At 49.3% G+C, this 13,582-nt stretch carries 12 protein-coding genes; 7 read left to right on the forward strand and 5 right to left on the reverse strand.

Annotation, left to right across the window (positions count from 1 at the left end; translation table 11 throughout):
- Both ACEW9O_RS13570 and ACEW9O_RS13575 read left to right on the forward strand, forming a co-directional pair.
- Window positions 1-426, forward strand: a 426-nt coding sequence (locus ACEW9O_RS13570; RefSeq protein WP_373550713.1) for a methionine-R-sulfoxide reductase, incomplete at its 5' end; no start/stop codon positions are given.
- Between the two features lie 57 nt (window positions 427-483).
- Window positions 484-1,665, forward strand: coding sequence for a glycosyltransferase family 87 protein (locus ACEW9O_RS13575; protein WP_373550714.1), 1,182 nt, complete (start codon window positions 484-486; stop codon window positions 1,663-1,665).
- Here ACEW9O_RS13575 and ACEW9O_RS13580 read toward each other — a convergent pair whose 3' ends face one another.
- The gene (locus ACEW9O_RS13580; protein WP_373550715.1) at window positions 1,666-2,148 is read right to left on the reverse strand and encodes an Lrp/AsnC family transcriptional regulator; all 483 of its coding nucleotides are present in this window, start codon (window positions 2,146-2,148) and stop codon (window positions 1,666-1,668) included.
- A 254-nt stretch (window positions 2,149-2,402) separates the two neighbouring features.
- On the opposite strand from ACEW9O_RS13580, the gene ACEW9O_RS13585 reads away from it, so the two are divergent.
- The 3 genes from ACEW9O_RS13585 (at window position 2,403) to ACEW9O_RS13595 (ending at window position 7,486) form a co-directional block, all read left to right on the forward strand.
- Complete coding sequence (locus ACEW9O_RS13585; RefSeq protein WP_373550716.1) at window positions 2,403-2,747, forward strand: rhodanese-like domain-containing protein; 345 nt, start codon at window positions 2,403-2,405, stop codon at window positions 2,745-2,747.
- A gap of 126 nt (window positions 2,748-2,873) precedes the next feature.
- The gene (locus ACEW9O_RS13590) at window positions 2,874-3,872 is read left to right on the forward strand and encodes a S1C family serine protease (RefSeq protein WP_373550717.1); all 999 of its coding nucleotides are present in this window, start codon (window positions 2,874-2,876) and stop codon (window positions 3,870-3,872) included.
- Window positions 3,873-4,111: 239 nt separating this feature from the next.
- The gene (locus tag ACEW9O_RS13595; RefSeq protein ID WP_373550718.1) at window positions 4,112-7,486 is read left to right on the forward strand and encodes a methylmalonyl-CoA mutase family protein; all 3,375 of its coding nucleotides are present in this window, start codon (window positions 4,112-4,114) and stop codon (window positions 7,484-7,486) included.
- Between the two features lie 446 nt (window positions 7,487-7,932).
- Here ACEW9O_RS13595 and ACEW9O_RS13600 read toward each other — a convergent pair whose 3' ends face one another.
- Window positions 7,933-8,520 carry a carboxypeptidase-like regulatory domain-containing protein gene (locus ACEW9O_RS13600; protein WP_373550719.1) on the reverse strand — a complete coding sequence of 196 codons (588 nt, stop codon included), beginning with the start codon at window positions 8,518-8,520 and terminating at the stop codon, window positions 7,933-7,935.
- Window positions 8,521-8,531: 11 nt separating this feature from the next.
- The gene (locus tag ACEW9O_RS13605) at window positions 8,532-10,109 is read right to left on the reverse strand and encodes a T9SS type A sorting domain-containing protein (protein ID WP_373550720.1); all 1,578 of its coding nucleotides are present in this window, start codon (window positions 10,107-10,109) and stop codon (window positions 8,532-8,534) included.
- Between the two features lie 154 nt (window positions 10,110-10,263).
- Between ACEW9O_RS13605 and ACEW9O_RS13610 the strand changes: the two genes are divergently transcribed.
- A complete protein-coding gene (locus ACEW9O_RS13610) occupies window positions 10,264-11,682 on the forward strand; it encodes a hypothetical protein (RefSeq protein WP_373550721.1) in 1,419 nt (472 codons plus the stop codon).
- A 173-nt stretch (window positions 11,683-11,855) separates the two neighbouring features.
- Here ACEW9O_RS13610 and ACEW9O_RS13615 read toward each other — a convergent pair whose 3' ends face one another.
- The gene (locus tag ACEW9O_RS13615; RefSeq protein WP_373550722.1) at window positions 11,856-12,491 is read right to left on the reverse strand and encodes a LuxR C-terminal-related transcriptional regulator; all 636 of its coding nucleotides are present in this window, start codon (window positions 12,489-12,491) and stop codon (window positions 11,856-11,858) included.
- 305 nt (window positions 12,492-12,796) lie between these two features.
- A complete protein-coding gene (locus ACEW9O_RS13620; RefSeq protein ID WP_373550723.1) occupies window positions 12,797-13,312 on the reverse strand; it encodes a hypothetical protein in 516 nt (171 codons plus the stop codon).
- A gap of 22 nt (window positions 13,313-13,334) precedes the next feature.
- On the opposite strand from ACEW9O_RS13620, the gene ACEW9O_RS13625 reads away from it, so the two are divergent.
- On the forward strand, window positions 13,335-13,582 hold a 248-nt coding region (locus tag ACEW9O_RS13625), incomplete at its 3' end, for a hypothetical protein (protein WP_373550724.1).

The following is a 13,582-nucleotide window of genomic DNA, read 5'->3' on the forward strand; positions in this document are numbered from 1 at the left end:
GCTCAGCGACCGGTTGCCGAGCGAAGCCGAGGCATCAACTCCTCAACTCTTCAACTTATAATCATGGCATACAACAAGCTTAGTCCCGAAGAAGCCTACGTCATCCTGAAAAAAGGAACCGAACGGCCGTTTACGGGCGAATATTATGATTTTAAAGGAGCAGGCACCTATCTTTGCCGACAGTGCAACACACCCTTGTACCGCTCAGAGGACAAATTCGATTCCGGCTGTGGCTGGCCGAGTTTTGACGATGAGATTCCTGGTGCGGTCAAACAGGTGCCTGACGCCGATGGCCGTCGCATCGAAATTCTGTGCAACACCTGTGGCGGACACTTGGGGCACGTATTTAAAGGCGAACGGCTCACGGCCAAAAATACCCGGCACTGCGTGAATAGTTTGTCGATGCGTTTTGTTCCGGAACCATGATGCGATGCGCAGATAGAGACGCACGGCCGTGCGTCTCTATCTGTAATACCTAAAATTATGCAACACCTGAAAAAGCTGTTTACACAGCCCACAACCCTCCTTGTTCTGTTTATTGTGCTTGCCATTCTGGCTTCCGTCCAGTCCGTTTTATTGGGGCTCAAAACCTTCCAGCCCGACGGCCCGCTCTACACCCATTACAACAACTACGTCATTTTTGTCCAGTCTTTTTTCCATTTGTTGGAGCAAAAAGACCTGTACATCCTCTACCCTGCCGAACACTGGGATTTGTACAAATACAGTCCAACTTTCGCCCTGTTTTTTGGCCTCTTCGCCTATTTGCCTGCTGTAGTTGGACTTAGTTTGTGGAATGTGCTCAATGCGCTGATTTTGTTTTTTGGGGTCAAAGTACTACCCAATTTTTCTGACAAACAAAAGGCATTGTTGCTGTTGGTTGTGGTATTGGAACTCATGACCAGCCTGCAAAACGCCCAAAGCAATGCCATGATGGCCGGGCTGCTGATCTGGGCTTTTGCCTGTCTTGAACGCCGGCAATACCTGGCGGCTACCTTCTTTATCATGGCCACGGTATACATCAAAATTTTTGGACTGGTAGCCATGTCGCTGTTTTTATTTTACCCACGAAAAGATAAATTGGCCTTGTACAGTGCCCTTTGGGCCGCGGTTTTGTTTGTGTTGCCGCTGGTGGTGGTGGATTGGCAGCAGTTGTTGTTCCTCTACCGCAGTTGGGGACATTTGTTGGCAGACGACCACAGCATTTCGTATGGCTTTTCGGTGATGGGCTGGTTGAATACCTGGTTTGGTTTGGTGGCGGATAAAATAGTGGTGCTGGGCACGGGCGTGTTGTTGTTTTGCCTGCCATTGTTGCGCTTCAAGCTGTATTCGAATTTTACCTTTCGCATCCTCACCCTTTGCTCAGTGCTGATTTGGGTGATTGTTTTTAACCACAAAGCAGAGTCAGCTACTTTTGTGATTGCCATGAGTGGCATTGCGATCTGGTTTTTTGCGCAGGAAAAATTAAGCCGGGAGAATCTGGTGCTGTTGGTGCTGGCGATTGTTTTTACCTCCCTATCGCCTACCGATTTGTTTCCCAAATTTATCCGCAAGGGCCTCCTGGAACCTTATGTGGTGAAGGCGGTACCTTGTATCCTCATTTGGGGCAAAATCACCTGGGAAATGTTGCGGATGCCCAAAGTAGAGCAGTTGGCGAAGGTCAATTGATCAAGTGCTGTCACCATGTGCATTCAGGTGTAAGCCCGTTGAATACTTGACTTCTGACATGACAAAAGAACTTTGAACCTGGCCCAATTCCTCTAAATTGGCCAAACGATTCACCATAAACTCTTGGTACTCGTTCATGCTGCGTACAATCACCTTCAACAAATAATCATAAGTCCCGGCAATGTGGTAACATTCCACAATTTCAGGAAAACTGCTGATCTGTTGTTCAAAGGTTTTGAGGACTTGCCGATTGTGTCCCTTGAGCGAAACACTACAAAACACAACTACGTGAAAATCAAGCATATCCTTGTTCACCAGCGCTACATAGCGCTTGATGTAGCCTTCTTCCTCCATCCGACGGATACGTTCATAAACGGGCGTAGCAGTCATGCCTAATTCGGCGGCAATTTCTTTGATGGTGTACTTGGCGTCTACCTGCAAGAGGTCCAAAATGCGGTAATCAATGTGATCCAGCGTCTTCATACTAATCTCAGATTGAGGGTTCAGCGCAGAGTGAGGTAGGAAGTCAAAATCGCTTGAGATCTATACAGAACTGAATAATAGGTGAAAATAAGTATTCTATTCCAGGATTAAAGGAATATGGTAAAAATTTATTCTAAAAACAGCTCATTTTGTGGAAAAATAAAAGAAATGGCGTCTTTAGACATGGTCTTAGCCATTCTGCGTATCTTGTTCCCGATTTCTTTATGTATGAACGCGACCAAAAGCAGGAAAAAATGAATGTGGATACCTGTGAAATCAACCGCTGGGAATTGCTCCGCCGCCAATTGAACAACCTGGATCAACAACGTTTCGAGGAACTGTTGCAAGCCTCTTCTGATGCGATCGTTTTAGATGTGCGCACCCAGTCCGAATTTGAAGCCGAACACCTCCCGGGTGCCATCCACATGGATTATTTCGGTCCCGACTTGATCGAACAAATGGATGCTTTGGACAAAACCAAACCTTATCTCATCTATTGCCGCAGTGGCCGCCGCTCCGTACGGGTTTGTGTGCTGATGCGCAACAGTGGCTTCAAAGAAGTGTACAACCTGGATGGCGGGATTAAGGCCTGGCAGTAATCCATTTTCGGCCAGCTTCAGCAACAAGTACAACTGCCAAAATTGGTAAAATCTCCACAACCTCTTTTTTTCATCCGCCACTCTGTCATCTTTTTCCACTTGGACATTGTTTTGATGGGAAAAAGTATGGAACATTCATCCCATATCACCCATATCTCGACTACCCATGACGATGGCCCATTGCTGGATGCCTATTCTCGGACCATCACCGGAGTAGTCGCCGCAGTTGCCGACTCGGTAGTACACATTGAAGTAAAGAAGAAAAGCAACGATAAAAGAAACAAGGGACAGGCAGTACCCGCGGGCACTGGCTCAGGATTCATCATTTCCTCTGACGGGTTTATCCTTACCAACAACCACGTGGTCGACGCCGCTGATCAAATCAGCGTGTCCTTTACCGACGGGCGCAGGGTCAATGCCGAAATCAAAGGCAAAGACGCTTCTACGGATATCGCCGTGTTGAAAATCGATGATACCGGGCTCAAAGCCCTGCAATTGGCGAATTCCTCGCAGCTGCAAGTGGGGCAAATCGCGGTAGCCATTGGCAACCCGATGGGTTTGCAATACACCGTAACCACGGGAGTGGTCAGCGCCTTGGGCCGGACCTTACGCGCCAACAATGGCCGTTTAATCGACGATGTAATTCAAACCGATGCAGCCCTGAACCCCGGCAATAGTGGCGGCCCATTGCTCAATTCCCTGGGCCAGGTGATCGGCGTCAATACTGCCATTGTGGCTTCAGCGCAGGGTTTGTGTTTTGCCATCGCCTCCAATTTAGCCGAATACATCGCCGGACAACTGATCCTCAATGGCCAGGTGCGCCGTGCCCAAATCGGCATCGGTGCACAGGGTGTCAACCTCAGCAACCGCATGATCGCCGCCAATCGCCTGAGCACTCCAACGGGCGTGTACGTGTACGAAGTGATCCCCGACGGGCATTTCAACAACCAACAATTGATCAAGGGCGACATCATCGTGGACTTTGAGGGTAACCCCGTGGCCTCGGTAGATGACTTGCATAAATTGCTCAATTTTAGCCGCATTGGGCAACGCACCCAGCTTGGGGTTTTGCGCAATGGGCACCGGGTCAATGTGGAAGTGATTCCCGGGCAAGTGACGCTTTAAATGCTGCGAGGCGCTGGTTTTTTGTGTAAATTTGCACTGGGAATTACCACTGTAGTTTTTGATGACTATTTACCTGAGGTGTCCCTTCGTGTCTTAGGTTTCTTAGGTGGTGAAAAGAACCAAACCTGCGAAGCAGGGTACTATTTCACCACCTAAGAAACCTAAGACACGAAGGGACACCTCAGGTAATAGACGAACATTTCGGTGGTGAATTTCCCAACAGACCAGATCGCCAAATTATGGAAACCATCACCGCCTACCAGCCTCAATACAAAATCCGCCTCGTCACCGCCGCCTCCCTCTTCGACGGCCACGATGCCGCCATCAACATCATGCGCCGCATCCTGCAAAGTTCGGGTGCCGAGATCATCCACTTAGGGCACAACCGTTCCGTGCGCGAAATCGTCGATGCCGCCATTCAGGAAGACGTGCAAGGCATTGCCATTACCTCCTATCAAGGGGGGCACCTGGAGTTTTTTAAATACATGTACGACCTGCTGCAAGAACAAGGCGCGGGCCACATCAAAATTTTTGGCGGCGGCGGCGGCACCATTTTACCCCACGAAATTCAAGAGCTTCAGGCCTACGGCATTGCCCGCATCTACTCCCCCGACGATGGGCGGCACATGGGTTTGCAGGGCATGATTAACGACTTGTTGGAAAAATGTGATTTCCCGGTGGGGCAACACCTCAATGGGGAACTAAAAACCTTCCATTTGCGCGAAGGACGTAGCATCGCTCGGATGATTTCGGCCATTGAAAATTATCCTGAGGCCAACCGGGAGTGGTTGGAAAAACTCAGTAAAGAAATTGGCAACAAAAACATCCCCGTACTCGGCATCACCGGTACGGGTGGCGCGGGTAAAAGTAGTTTGGTGGATGAATTGCTGCGGCGTTTTTTGCTCGATTTCCCGGATAAAACCATCGCCATTGTCTCAGTCGATCCCTCCAAACGCAAAACGGGCGGGGCCCTGCTTGGCGACCGCATCCGCATGAACGCTGCCAGCAATCCCCGGGTGTACATGCGTTCCCTGGCGACCCGCCAATCCAACCTGGCCCTTTCGCGCTACGTCGCTGATGCCGTCAACATCCTCAAGGCCGCCCAGTACGACTTAATCATCCTGGAAACTTCAGGCATCGGCCAGTCAGATACCGAAATTGTGGATCATTCCGACATCTCCCTCTACGTGATGACCCCCGAATACGGCGCGGCTACGCAATTGGAAAAAATCGACATGATCGATTTCGCTGACGTGATTGCCATCAACAAATTTGACAAACGCGGCGCCCTGGACGCCCTGCGCGATGTCAAAAAACAATACCAACGAGCCCATCAATTGTGGCAAAAAGCAGTGGATGACATGCCCGTTTTTGGCACCATCGCTTCGCAGTTCAACGATCCGGGCATGAACCGCTTGTACCACAAAGTGATGGAGGTATTGGTAGAAAAAACGGGGGCCAATTTGCCCTCTCACTTTCAAGCTGGAACCGAAGCCAGCGCAAAAGTCTACATCATTCCACCGCAACGGGTACGCTATTTGTCTGAGATTGCCGAAAGCAACCGTGCTTATGAGCAAAAAGTAAGTCAAGAGAGTGACTTAGCCCGTCAACTTTTTGCCCTCGATACCAGCGTCAAAACCTTACAAAAGCGCGGCGTTTCCGCTGAGTTGATCCAAGCTTTGACTGAACAATATCAACAACTGGAGCAATACCTCTCACCTGCCGCTAAAAAAATCCTGGCCGAATGGCCTGCCCGCATCGCCTCCTACGCTGGCGACGAATTCGTATACAAGGTGCGGGGCAAGGAAATTCGGGTACCCACCTTTACGACTTCCCTTTCCCATACCCGCATTCCCCGGGTAGCTCTGCCCAAGTACCAGGATTGGGGCGAAATCCTGCGCTGGGTGATGCGCGAAAATGTGCCAGGAGAGTTTCCCTATGCCGCCGGGGTGTTTCCGTTCAAACGTGAAGGGGAAGACCCCACCCGCATGTTCGCCGGAGAAGGTGGCCCCGAGCGCACCAATCGCCGCTTCCACTACGTATCGCTGGACATGCCCGCCATTCGCCTCTCGACTGCCTTTGATTCGGTGACGCTGTACGGCGAAGACCCCGATTATCGACCGGATATTTATGGAAAAATTGGCAATTCAGGGGTGAGCATTTGTTGTTTGGATGACGCCAAAAAACTGTACTCCGGCTTCGATCTTTGTGATCCGCGCACTTCGGTGTCGATGACCATCAACGGACCGGCTGCCACCATCACCGCGTTTTTTATGAATGCGGCGATTGACCAACAGTGTGAAAAATACATCCGGGAGCATCATTTGGAAGCTGTGGTGGAGACCAAGTTGCAAAAACTTTACGATCAGCAGGGCATGTCCCGCCCGCAATACCACGGTGAAATTCCAGCGGGCAACAATGGTTTGGGCTTGCTCTTGCTCGGCATCACCGGGGATCAGGTTTTGCCACCAGATGTGTATGCTCAACTTAAAGCCAAAGCGCTGAGTGCCGTGCGTGGCACCGTGCAAGCGGATATTTTAAAAGAAGACCAGGCGCAAAACACCTGCATTTTTTCCACCGAGTTTTCACTAAAACTGATGGGGGATGTGCAGGAATACTTTGTACAGCAGCAGGTGCGCAATTTTTACTCGGTGTCCATTTCTGGCTACCACATCGCCGAGGCGGGTGCGAATCCAATTTCCCAACTGGCCTTCACCCTCGCCAATGGCTTTACTTTTGTGGAATATTACCTCTCGCGGGGCATGCAGGTCGATGATTTTGCGCCGAACCTTTCTTTCTTTTTTTCCAATGGTGTCGATCCTGAATATGCGGTGATTGGGCGGGTGGCCCGCCGCATTTGGGCTAAGGCCATGAAGGAAAAATACGGGGCCAACGAGCGAGCGCAAATGCTCAAGTACCACATCCAAACCAGTGGCCGCTCCCTGCACGCACAGGAGATCGACTTCAACGACATTCGCACCACCCTGCAAGCGCTGTACGCCATTTACGACAACTGCAACTCCTTGCACACCAACGCTTACGACGAGGCCATCACCACCCCCACCGAAGAAAGTGTACGCCGTGCCATGGCCATCCAGTTGATCATCAACAAAGAATTGGGCCTGGCCAAAAACGAAAATCCGCTGCAAGGGGCCTTCATCATTGAGGAATTGACCGATTTGGTGGAGGAGGCTGTATTGCTCGAATTCGACCGCCTGAGCGAACGGGGCGGCGTACTCGGTGCCATGGAAACGATGTACCAACGTGGCAAAATCCAGGAGGAAAGCCTTTATTACGAAACCTTAAAACACAATGGCGATTTCCCCATCATCGGGGTGAATACCTTCCTAAGCAAAGAGGGTTCCCTGACCATCATCCCCGCCGAGGTGATCCGGGCCACGCCAGAGGAGAAGGAGGCACAAATTCAAACATTGCAAGGTTTGCATCAGGCGCAAGCGGGGCTGGCAAGCCAGGCTTTGCAAGACTTGCAGGCGGTGGCGGTGCGCAATGAGAATCTTTTTGCGGCACTGATGGAGACGGTGAAAAGTTGCTCGTTGGGGCAGATTACACATGCCTTGTATGCGGTGGGGGGGCAATACCGGAGGAGTATGTAATGCCAAGGTTATAAATTCTTTCTAATAAGCGGATCAATATGAAGTGCAATGAATTCTAGTAACTGTGCTTGTCCCCCTGGAAAATAGGGAGTGGTAGTTATCTCTCGAATTTCCTCGCCCGTGTTTTGTGAGTAGGGGTGAAAAACCAGAGTACAAAAGGCGATCCGAATTTGGTTGGACCCATTGGAGAATCCCGGGTACCATTTGGGACATTTTCGCAATGCCTCCACAACCAGCGTATCTACCAATGGATGTAAAGGGTTTAAAATTTCAATTTTTACGATCCTTCCGCTGCTCTCAGCACTAAGCCGAAAAGACATTGGCAAACCTGGCCTTAGTTCGATGTGCGGGGGGCAATTAATGTCACCCCTTCGGGGTTAAAATACATCTTCGTGCCATTTTTTTCATAATCCTATCACCCCTTCAGGGTTGAAAATTACTTCTCCCTACCTACAATACGACCCATCCACATCCCCCGTCTTGATCACCACCCAATTCAAATCCGCCTGATCGCGCAGCGCTTTAAAATTATCCACAGCGACGGGATAATACAAATTGGGCTGATTCATCAGTACCAACCATTTGGGGGTGATTCTGTTGCGGTCCGTCACTCGAAAATTGTCCAATAAAAAAGCTCGCAGGCTGCTCAGGTCGCGGGCATCTACGCCGTACTCCCGATCACTAAAGTTGGCAGCAAAAAAGCCCAAACCCGGGATCTCCTCCCTTCTTTCCACAAAGCCACGAATCAACTCCAGGTCGATGATGTTGATGCCTGCTTCGGGTGGGCGCAAGGCGTCGTTAAAACTGGCACTGATCCGGTAGTTTTGGGTAGAATCCACGTTGCAAAAACTGTATTCCCCTTGGTCTCCGGAAATGGCGTAAGTCGCCGTTTTGGTGTGCAGGTTTTCCAATTTGACCACCACGCCTGGAAAAGGTTTACCATTCATACATTTGGCGACTCCGCCGAGCGATACTTGGGCAGCTAAGCCGTAGCTGAGTCCCAGGATGAAGTATAGTACAATTCGAAAGTGCATAGCTAACTGAATTAATGTTGAACCAAAATTTTTTTCACTCCTGTTCCTTCCCCGGTTTCGATCTGTAATTGGTAAGTGCCGCTGGGCCATCGTGAGGTATCAATTTGCTTTTGGGTAAAAGTTGAAAACTGCTGGATCAATTTTCCATCCTGGCTAAAAATTTTCAAATTTTCAATCGACAATTGATCACTTTGTACATGCAGCACATCACTACAGGGAGTAGGGTAGATCTTCACTTTTTGATCGATGACCGCATTGTTGATCAAGTGTTCCACATCGCTGATGACCCGAATTTCCTCAGACCCTGGGGCGACGGGAATTGGCTTGTTGTTGCGGTCAATCAGCACGATGCTCTGTGGGTCGATGTTCAGGTTTTTCAAAAAGGGCTCAATGAAAATCAGGTCTTCCACCGTTAACTTCACCCGGGCAATCTCCCCATATCCGGTAATCGCGCGCCGTTGTAACCTACTGATGACCAGATGTAGCTTGTTTTGTGCAGTATCATTGCGCACGTAGGTAAGCAGGGGGCGTTTATCCCTTCTGAAAAAGGAACGACTAAAATCGGCACTGATGCGCGCCATTTTGCCAATCCCCGGGCCATAATTGAGCGAAAAGGCTAGACCATACGCATTGCGGGCGGGGGCTTCTGCCGATCCCAGCACGATGGGCAATTCTATTTCCCGCCGATTGCTCAGGGTATCCATGTTGAGCATGAGCGGCAAGGCAAAGGAATCGACCTGGGGCCGGGTGCGAATTTTGCGATTGGGAACCGTTTTGCCCCAATTTTGATGAATGGCCAGGGTGTCGTTCAAATCAATGAGCGCATTGCCATCGGTGTCCCAATAGGGGCGGAGCACTGCGTCTTGATTGCTGGATTGCGACACAAAAGTTTGAGGTGTCCATTCAATCGAGGCATTGGGCCGGGGTTTAGTTGTACTTTGACCAATTTCAAGCCCTAAGGCCAACATGTCGTACTGATCTACTTGACCATTGTTGTCCACATCTCCAGGCCAAACGGCAGTGCGCAGCATAATTTGACCGCCGTGACTACGGATTGCCAGTTGTTGGAGGCTATCGCCCACTGCCACGATTTCAATGGGGGTATTGGCTAAAACAATTTGCTGGATAGGGAGATCTATCAGCCAGCGATCCAGCTCCTTTTCCAAAACCTCCGGGTTTTCGGCTTCAAAAACCAGCTTGAATAAAGCTTTGGGTACATTGGGCTGCGCCGGATTTATGTGGGTAATCACCCTCAAAAACCCTTCCCCAATTTGACGAGTCCCGAAATGGGATAAGTCAATGGTGGGGGTATCCAGGGGAATGATTTGGGCAAGTCTAAAGTAAAAAGGACGCGCCTCCGAAAACGTCGAAGGACCCCAGGCAAACCACTGAATGCTAAATTGTGCCGTAGTGGGATAAGGTGTACGGGCACTCAGGGTTACTTCAAATCGTTTATTCCAGTCCGTCCCCCGATAAATGGTCGTATCCGAAAAATCCAGGTGTAGTGTATCCTGCCCCTGGCAAAGGAGCGGGCTTGTCCAAAACAATAGCAGCAACAGGATCCATTTTAGTCCGATTTTTATGTTCATAAGATGATCATTTTTGGCATCAATTGGCAATGACTCAAAAGTAACCGCAATAGATTGAGGTAAAAAGTAAAAAATCTTGTAGTTCTAGCTTATTTTTAGCAAAAATTATATTGTAAATAATTGATTGTCATTTTTTAATGCTCATTTTTCTATCTTGAAAAACACAAACATCATCCAGGTACTTAGCGCACTGACGCTGCTTGAACGCAAACAGTTCAGCACTTGGCTTGCCGTGCCCAGCAATGGCATGTCCACCCTAGGGCCACCCTTGTTAGAGGGCTTATTGACACAACTCGATCACCAAGCCATTGTTGATAAAGAGCGGTTGTTCAAATGCCTATACCCGACCCAAAACTTCAATGAAGCGCGCTGGAACAATCTGCTCTCCGATCTTTTGCACGCTGTTTACCAGTTTTTACAACAACAAGCCTTGCAACAACAGCCACTCTTGCAACAAAACCTGCTACTCAAAACCCTGCTGGAGCGGGAAATTCTGGGCGTTTTTCCCAGGCAAAGTAAAAAACAGGCGCAATTGCTCCAACAAAGCCCCGCGCTCGACCCGCAGCATTTCTACTTCGAATACCACTTGGCCCAGTACCAGGATGAATATCAGTTGCTCCAGGAAAAACGCAACTACTCCCCATTTTTGCAAGCCAAAAACGACGCCCTCGACCTGTATTATTTTTTTGAAAAACTTCGCATCGCCTGCGATATGGCCAGTCGCAACCTGGTGATGCAGGCCGATTACCGCTGCCCTTTTGTAGACCATTTTTGTGCCCACTACGCCCAGGAGCTGGCCGAGCAAAACCTGCCTCCCGTTGTGCTCATTTATTACAACACCTATAAGTTATTGACGGAAAACGACAGCAGGCACTATTTTCAAATCAAACCCCTGCTCGTCGGGCAACTGGATCAACTGCCCAACGCCGAGCTCCGCACCCTTTACAGCTACTTGCTCAATCATTGTGTACGCCAAATCAATTCGGGCAACAGCCTTTTTTACGCGGAAATTCTGAGCCTATACAAACTCCTGCTGGAGCACTCCATCCTCATCACCAACGGGCGGCTCACCCAATGGACCTTCACCAATATTGTCACTACAGGGATTCGGCTGCGGGATTATGCCTGGACTGAGCAGTTCATTCTCCAGTATGCGGGCTACATCCATGCCGAGGTGCGCGAAAACGCCCGCTGTTTCAACCTGGCCAATTTGTATTTTGAAAAAGGCGATTATGGGCCAGCCTTGCAGCAATTGCAAAGCCTGGAATTCACCGACCCCTTTTACCACGTATCCGCCAAAATCATCCAGTTGAAAATTTACTACCTCCTACACGAGGCAGAAGCTTTATTTTTTTTGATGGAAAACACCAAACGCCTCATCCTGCGCAACAAACAATTGTCGGAATACCAGAAAAAATCCAACCTGAATTTCATCAAAATCCTGCAAAAACTGGCTAAATCCGCTCCAACACGCGCCCACACAGCCCAATCACCCAGCCCAAAAATCCTGGAACTGATTGAACGAAGCACCCCCCTCGCCAACAAAGACTGGTTGCTCCAACAACTCCCCTAAAACCCAGCGGAAAAGCCCTGCAAGGGCGCCATCTCCCAATAAAGGGCACCGCCCTTTTTACATATGGGCATCGCCCATATGTAAAAAGCCACCTCTATCACAAAGAGGTGGCCAATCAAAATTAGTATGAAAAAACTCTCAGTCTTACGCGTGTACTTGCACGCTTCCGGGGTTTAAATCAACTTTTCCAAAGTCGCCTTTTCAATGGCATCGGCCTTGGAATGTACCTCCAGTTTGCCGTAAATGTTTTTGATGTGCGAGCGCACCGTTTCTTTGTCCACGTACAAAATGTCAGCGATTTGGGTATAACTTTTGCCCCTTGCCATCCAGCTCAGCACTTCGCGCTCGCGGGGGGTGAGCAGGGAGTCGTTGTTTTTGAAAAATGAGGCCACTACCAGCCGTGCCACATTCATGGTCATGGGAGCGCCGCCGTCCTGAATTTCGCGGATGGCTTCCAGCAGTTTGAGGGGCGACACATCGCGGGTCAAAAAACCACCAACCCCGGCCTTCAGCATGTGAAAAACCAGGTCTTCATCCTCCCGTTCTGAGACCACGATAATTTTGACGAGGGGCAACAAGCGCCGAATGGCCGCGATGCTGGACAGTTCTTCCACATCGGGTTGTCCCAATAAGAACAGCAATACGTCTGGTGAGTCCTTGTTCAGATCCACCAGCGCGGCTTTGGCCGAGGCGTACATGTGTGCAACCTGCAGACCAGCGGTACCATTGATGAGCAAAGACAAGCCCTTGGCATTGGGGGATTGCCCATCAATAATAGCCACTCTGATCGGTCGAGCTTGGGCTATCATAAGTCAGTCGGGTTTGGATAAATCAACTTGTAGTCCTCAACTCAGCACGCTACATGCAGCGTCAATTTCCACAAGTCTGCTATTAACAAAGTGATTATTTTTTTTAAAAGGTTGCAAAAAACAGAGGGTTTAGGTATTAAAATTGGGTGAATTTGTCAGGTATTTTACCAAATTGAAAAAAAAAGATCAACTCAGGCCTGCACGTACAATTCCCCTTAGGTGCCCCTCAGGTGTCTTAGGTTTCTAAGGTGGTGAAAGAAGTTTTAACCACCTTAGAAACCACAGACACCTAAGAACCACCTTAGCTAGGGTTTAACTTCAAAATCTACAAAAGCCGTAAAACTGGCATTGGTGCCCTGGATGATACTAGGCGCTGAGTTGGCCGGACTCATCACTCGCCCATCCGTCAAGGTCACGTGAGTTTCCAGCGAAATCTGATCCCCCGCTTGCAAGCTGGACGTTCCTGCCAATTTAAAGGCTTTGACCACATCCGCAGCAGTAATTATCCCCCGGGCTTTGCCGTTGACAAAGGCCGAGCCAGGTAGGCTGAACAATACTTCATTTTCAACAGTATCGGCTTTGCCGATGTAGGCCCCAATCAACTCCACTTTTTGCAAATTGGTATTGATTGAATAGGCATCAAATTCGATGGTACTGCTGCTGATGGCAGATAATTTCAGTGAACTTTTGTTGGCGTCGAGCACAATGCGCATATTGGCCCCTTCCAGAAAATCGGGGATGCGGATCGCATCTTCGTCTTCACAGGCGAAGAGACCACAGAGCAAAAAGGATAAAAAGAGCAATTTATGGATGGTTTTCATACGTGTTGTTTTTGCCATAAACTTGAATCATCTCCAATTTTCATCATACCACCAAAGCGACATTTTTAAACACAAAGAACACAAAGGCAGCACAAAGAACACAAAGTTAGACGTTGACGGTCTTTGTGCCCTTTGGTGCGCCACGAGGCGTGCGGTAAATATAATGCAAAAAAAACCTAGTGGATGGAAGAGCCACACAAGCCAAGATGCCGATCAGCTTGAAGCCGTTGTGATTGTGCTGGAGGAAACGAAAGTGCAAAAGCTCATGAC

Origin of the sequence: Haliscomenobacter sp. (assembly GCF_041740695.1) — a bacterium.
GTDB lineage: Bacteria > Bacteroidota > Bacteroidia > Chitinophagales > Saprospiraceae > Haliscomenobacter.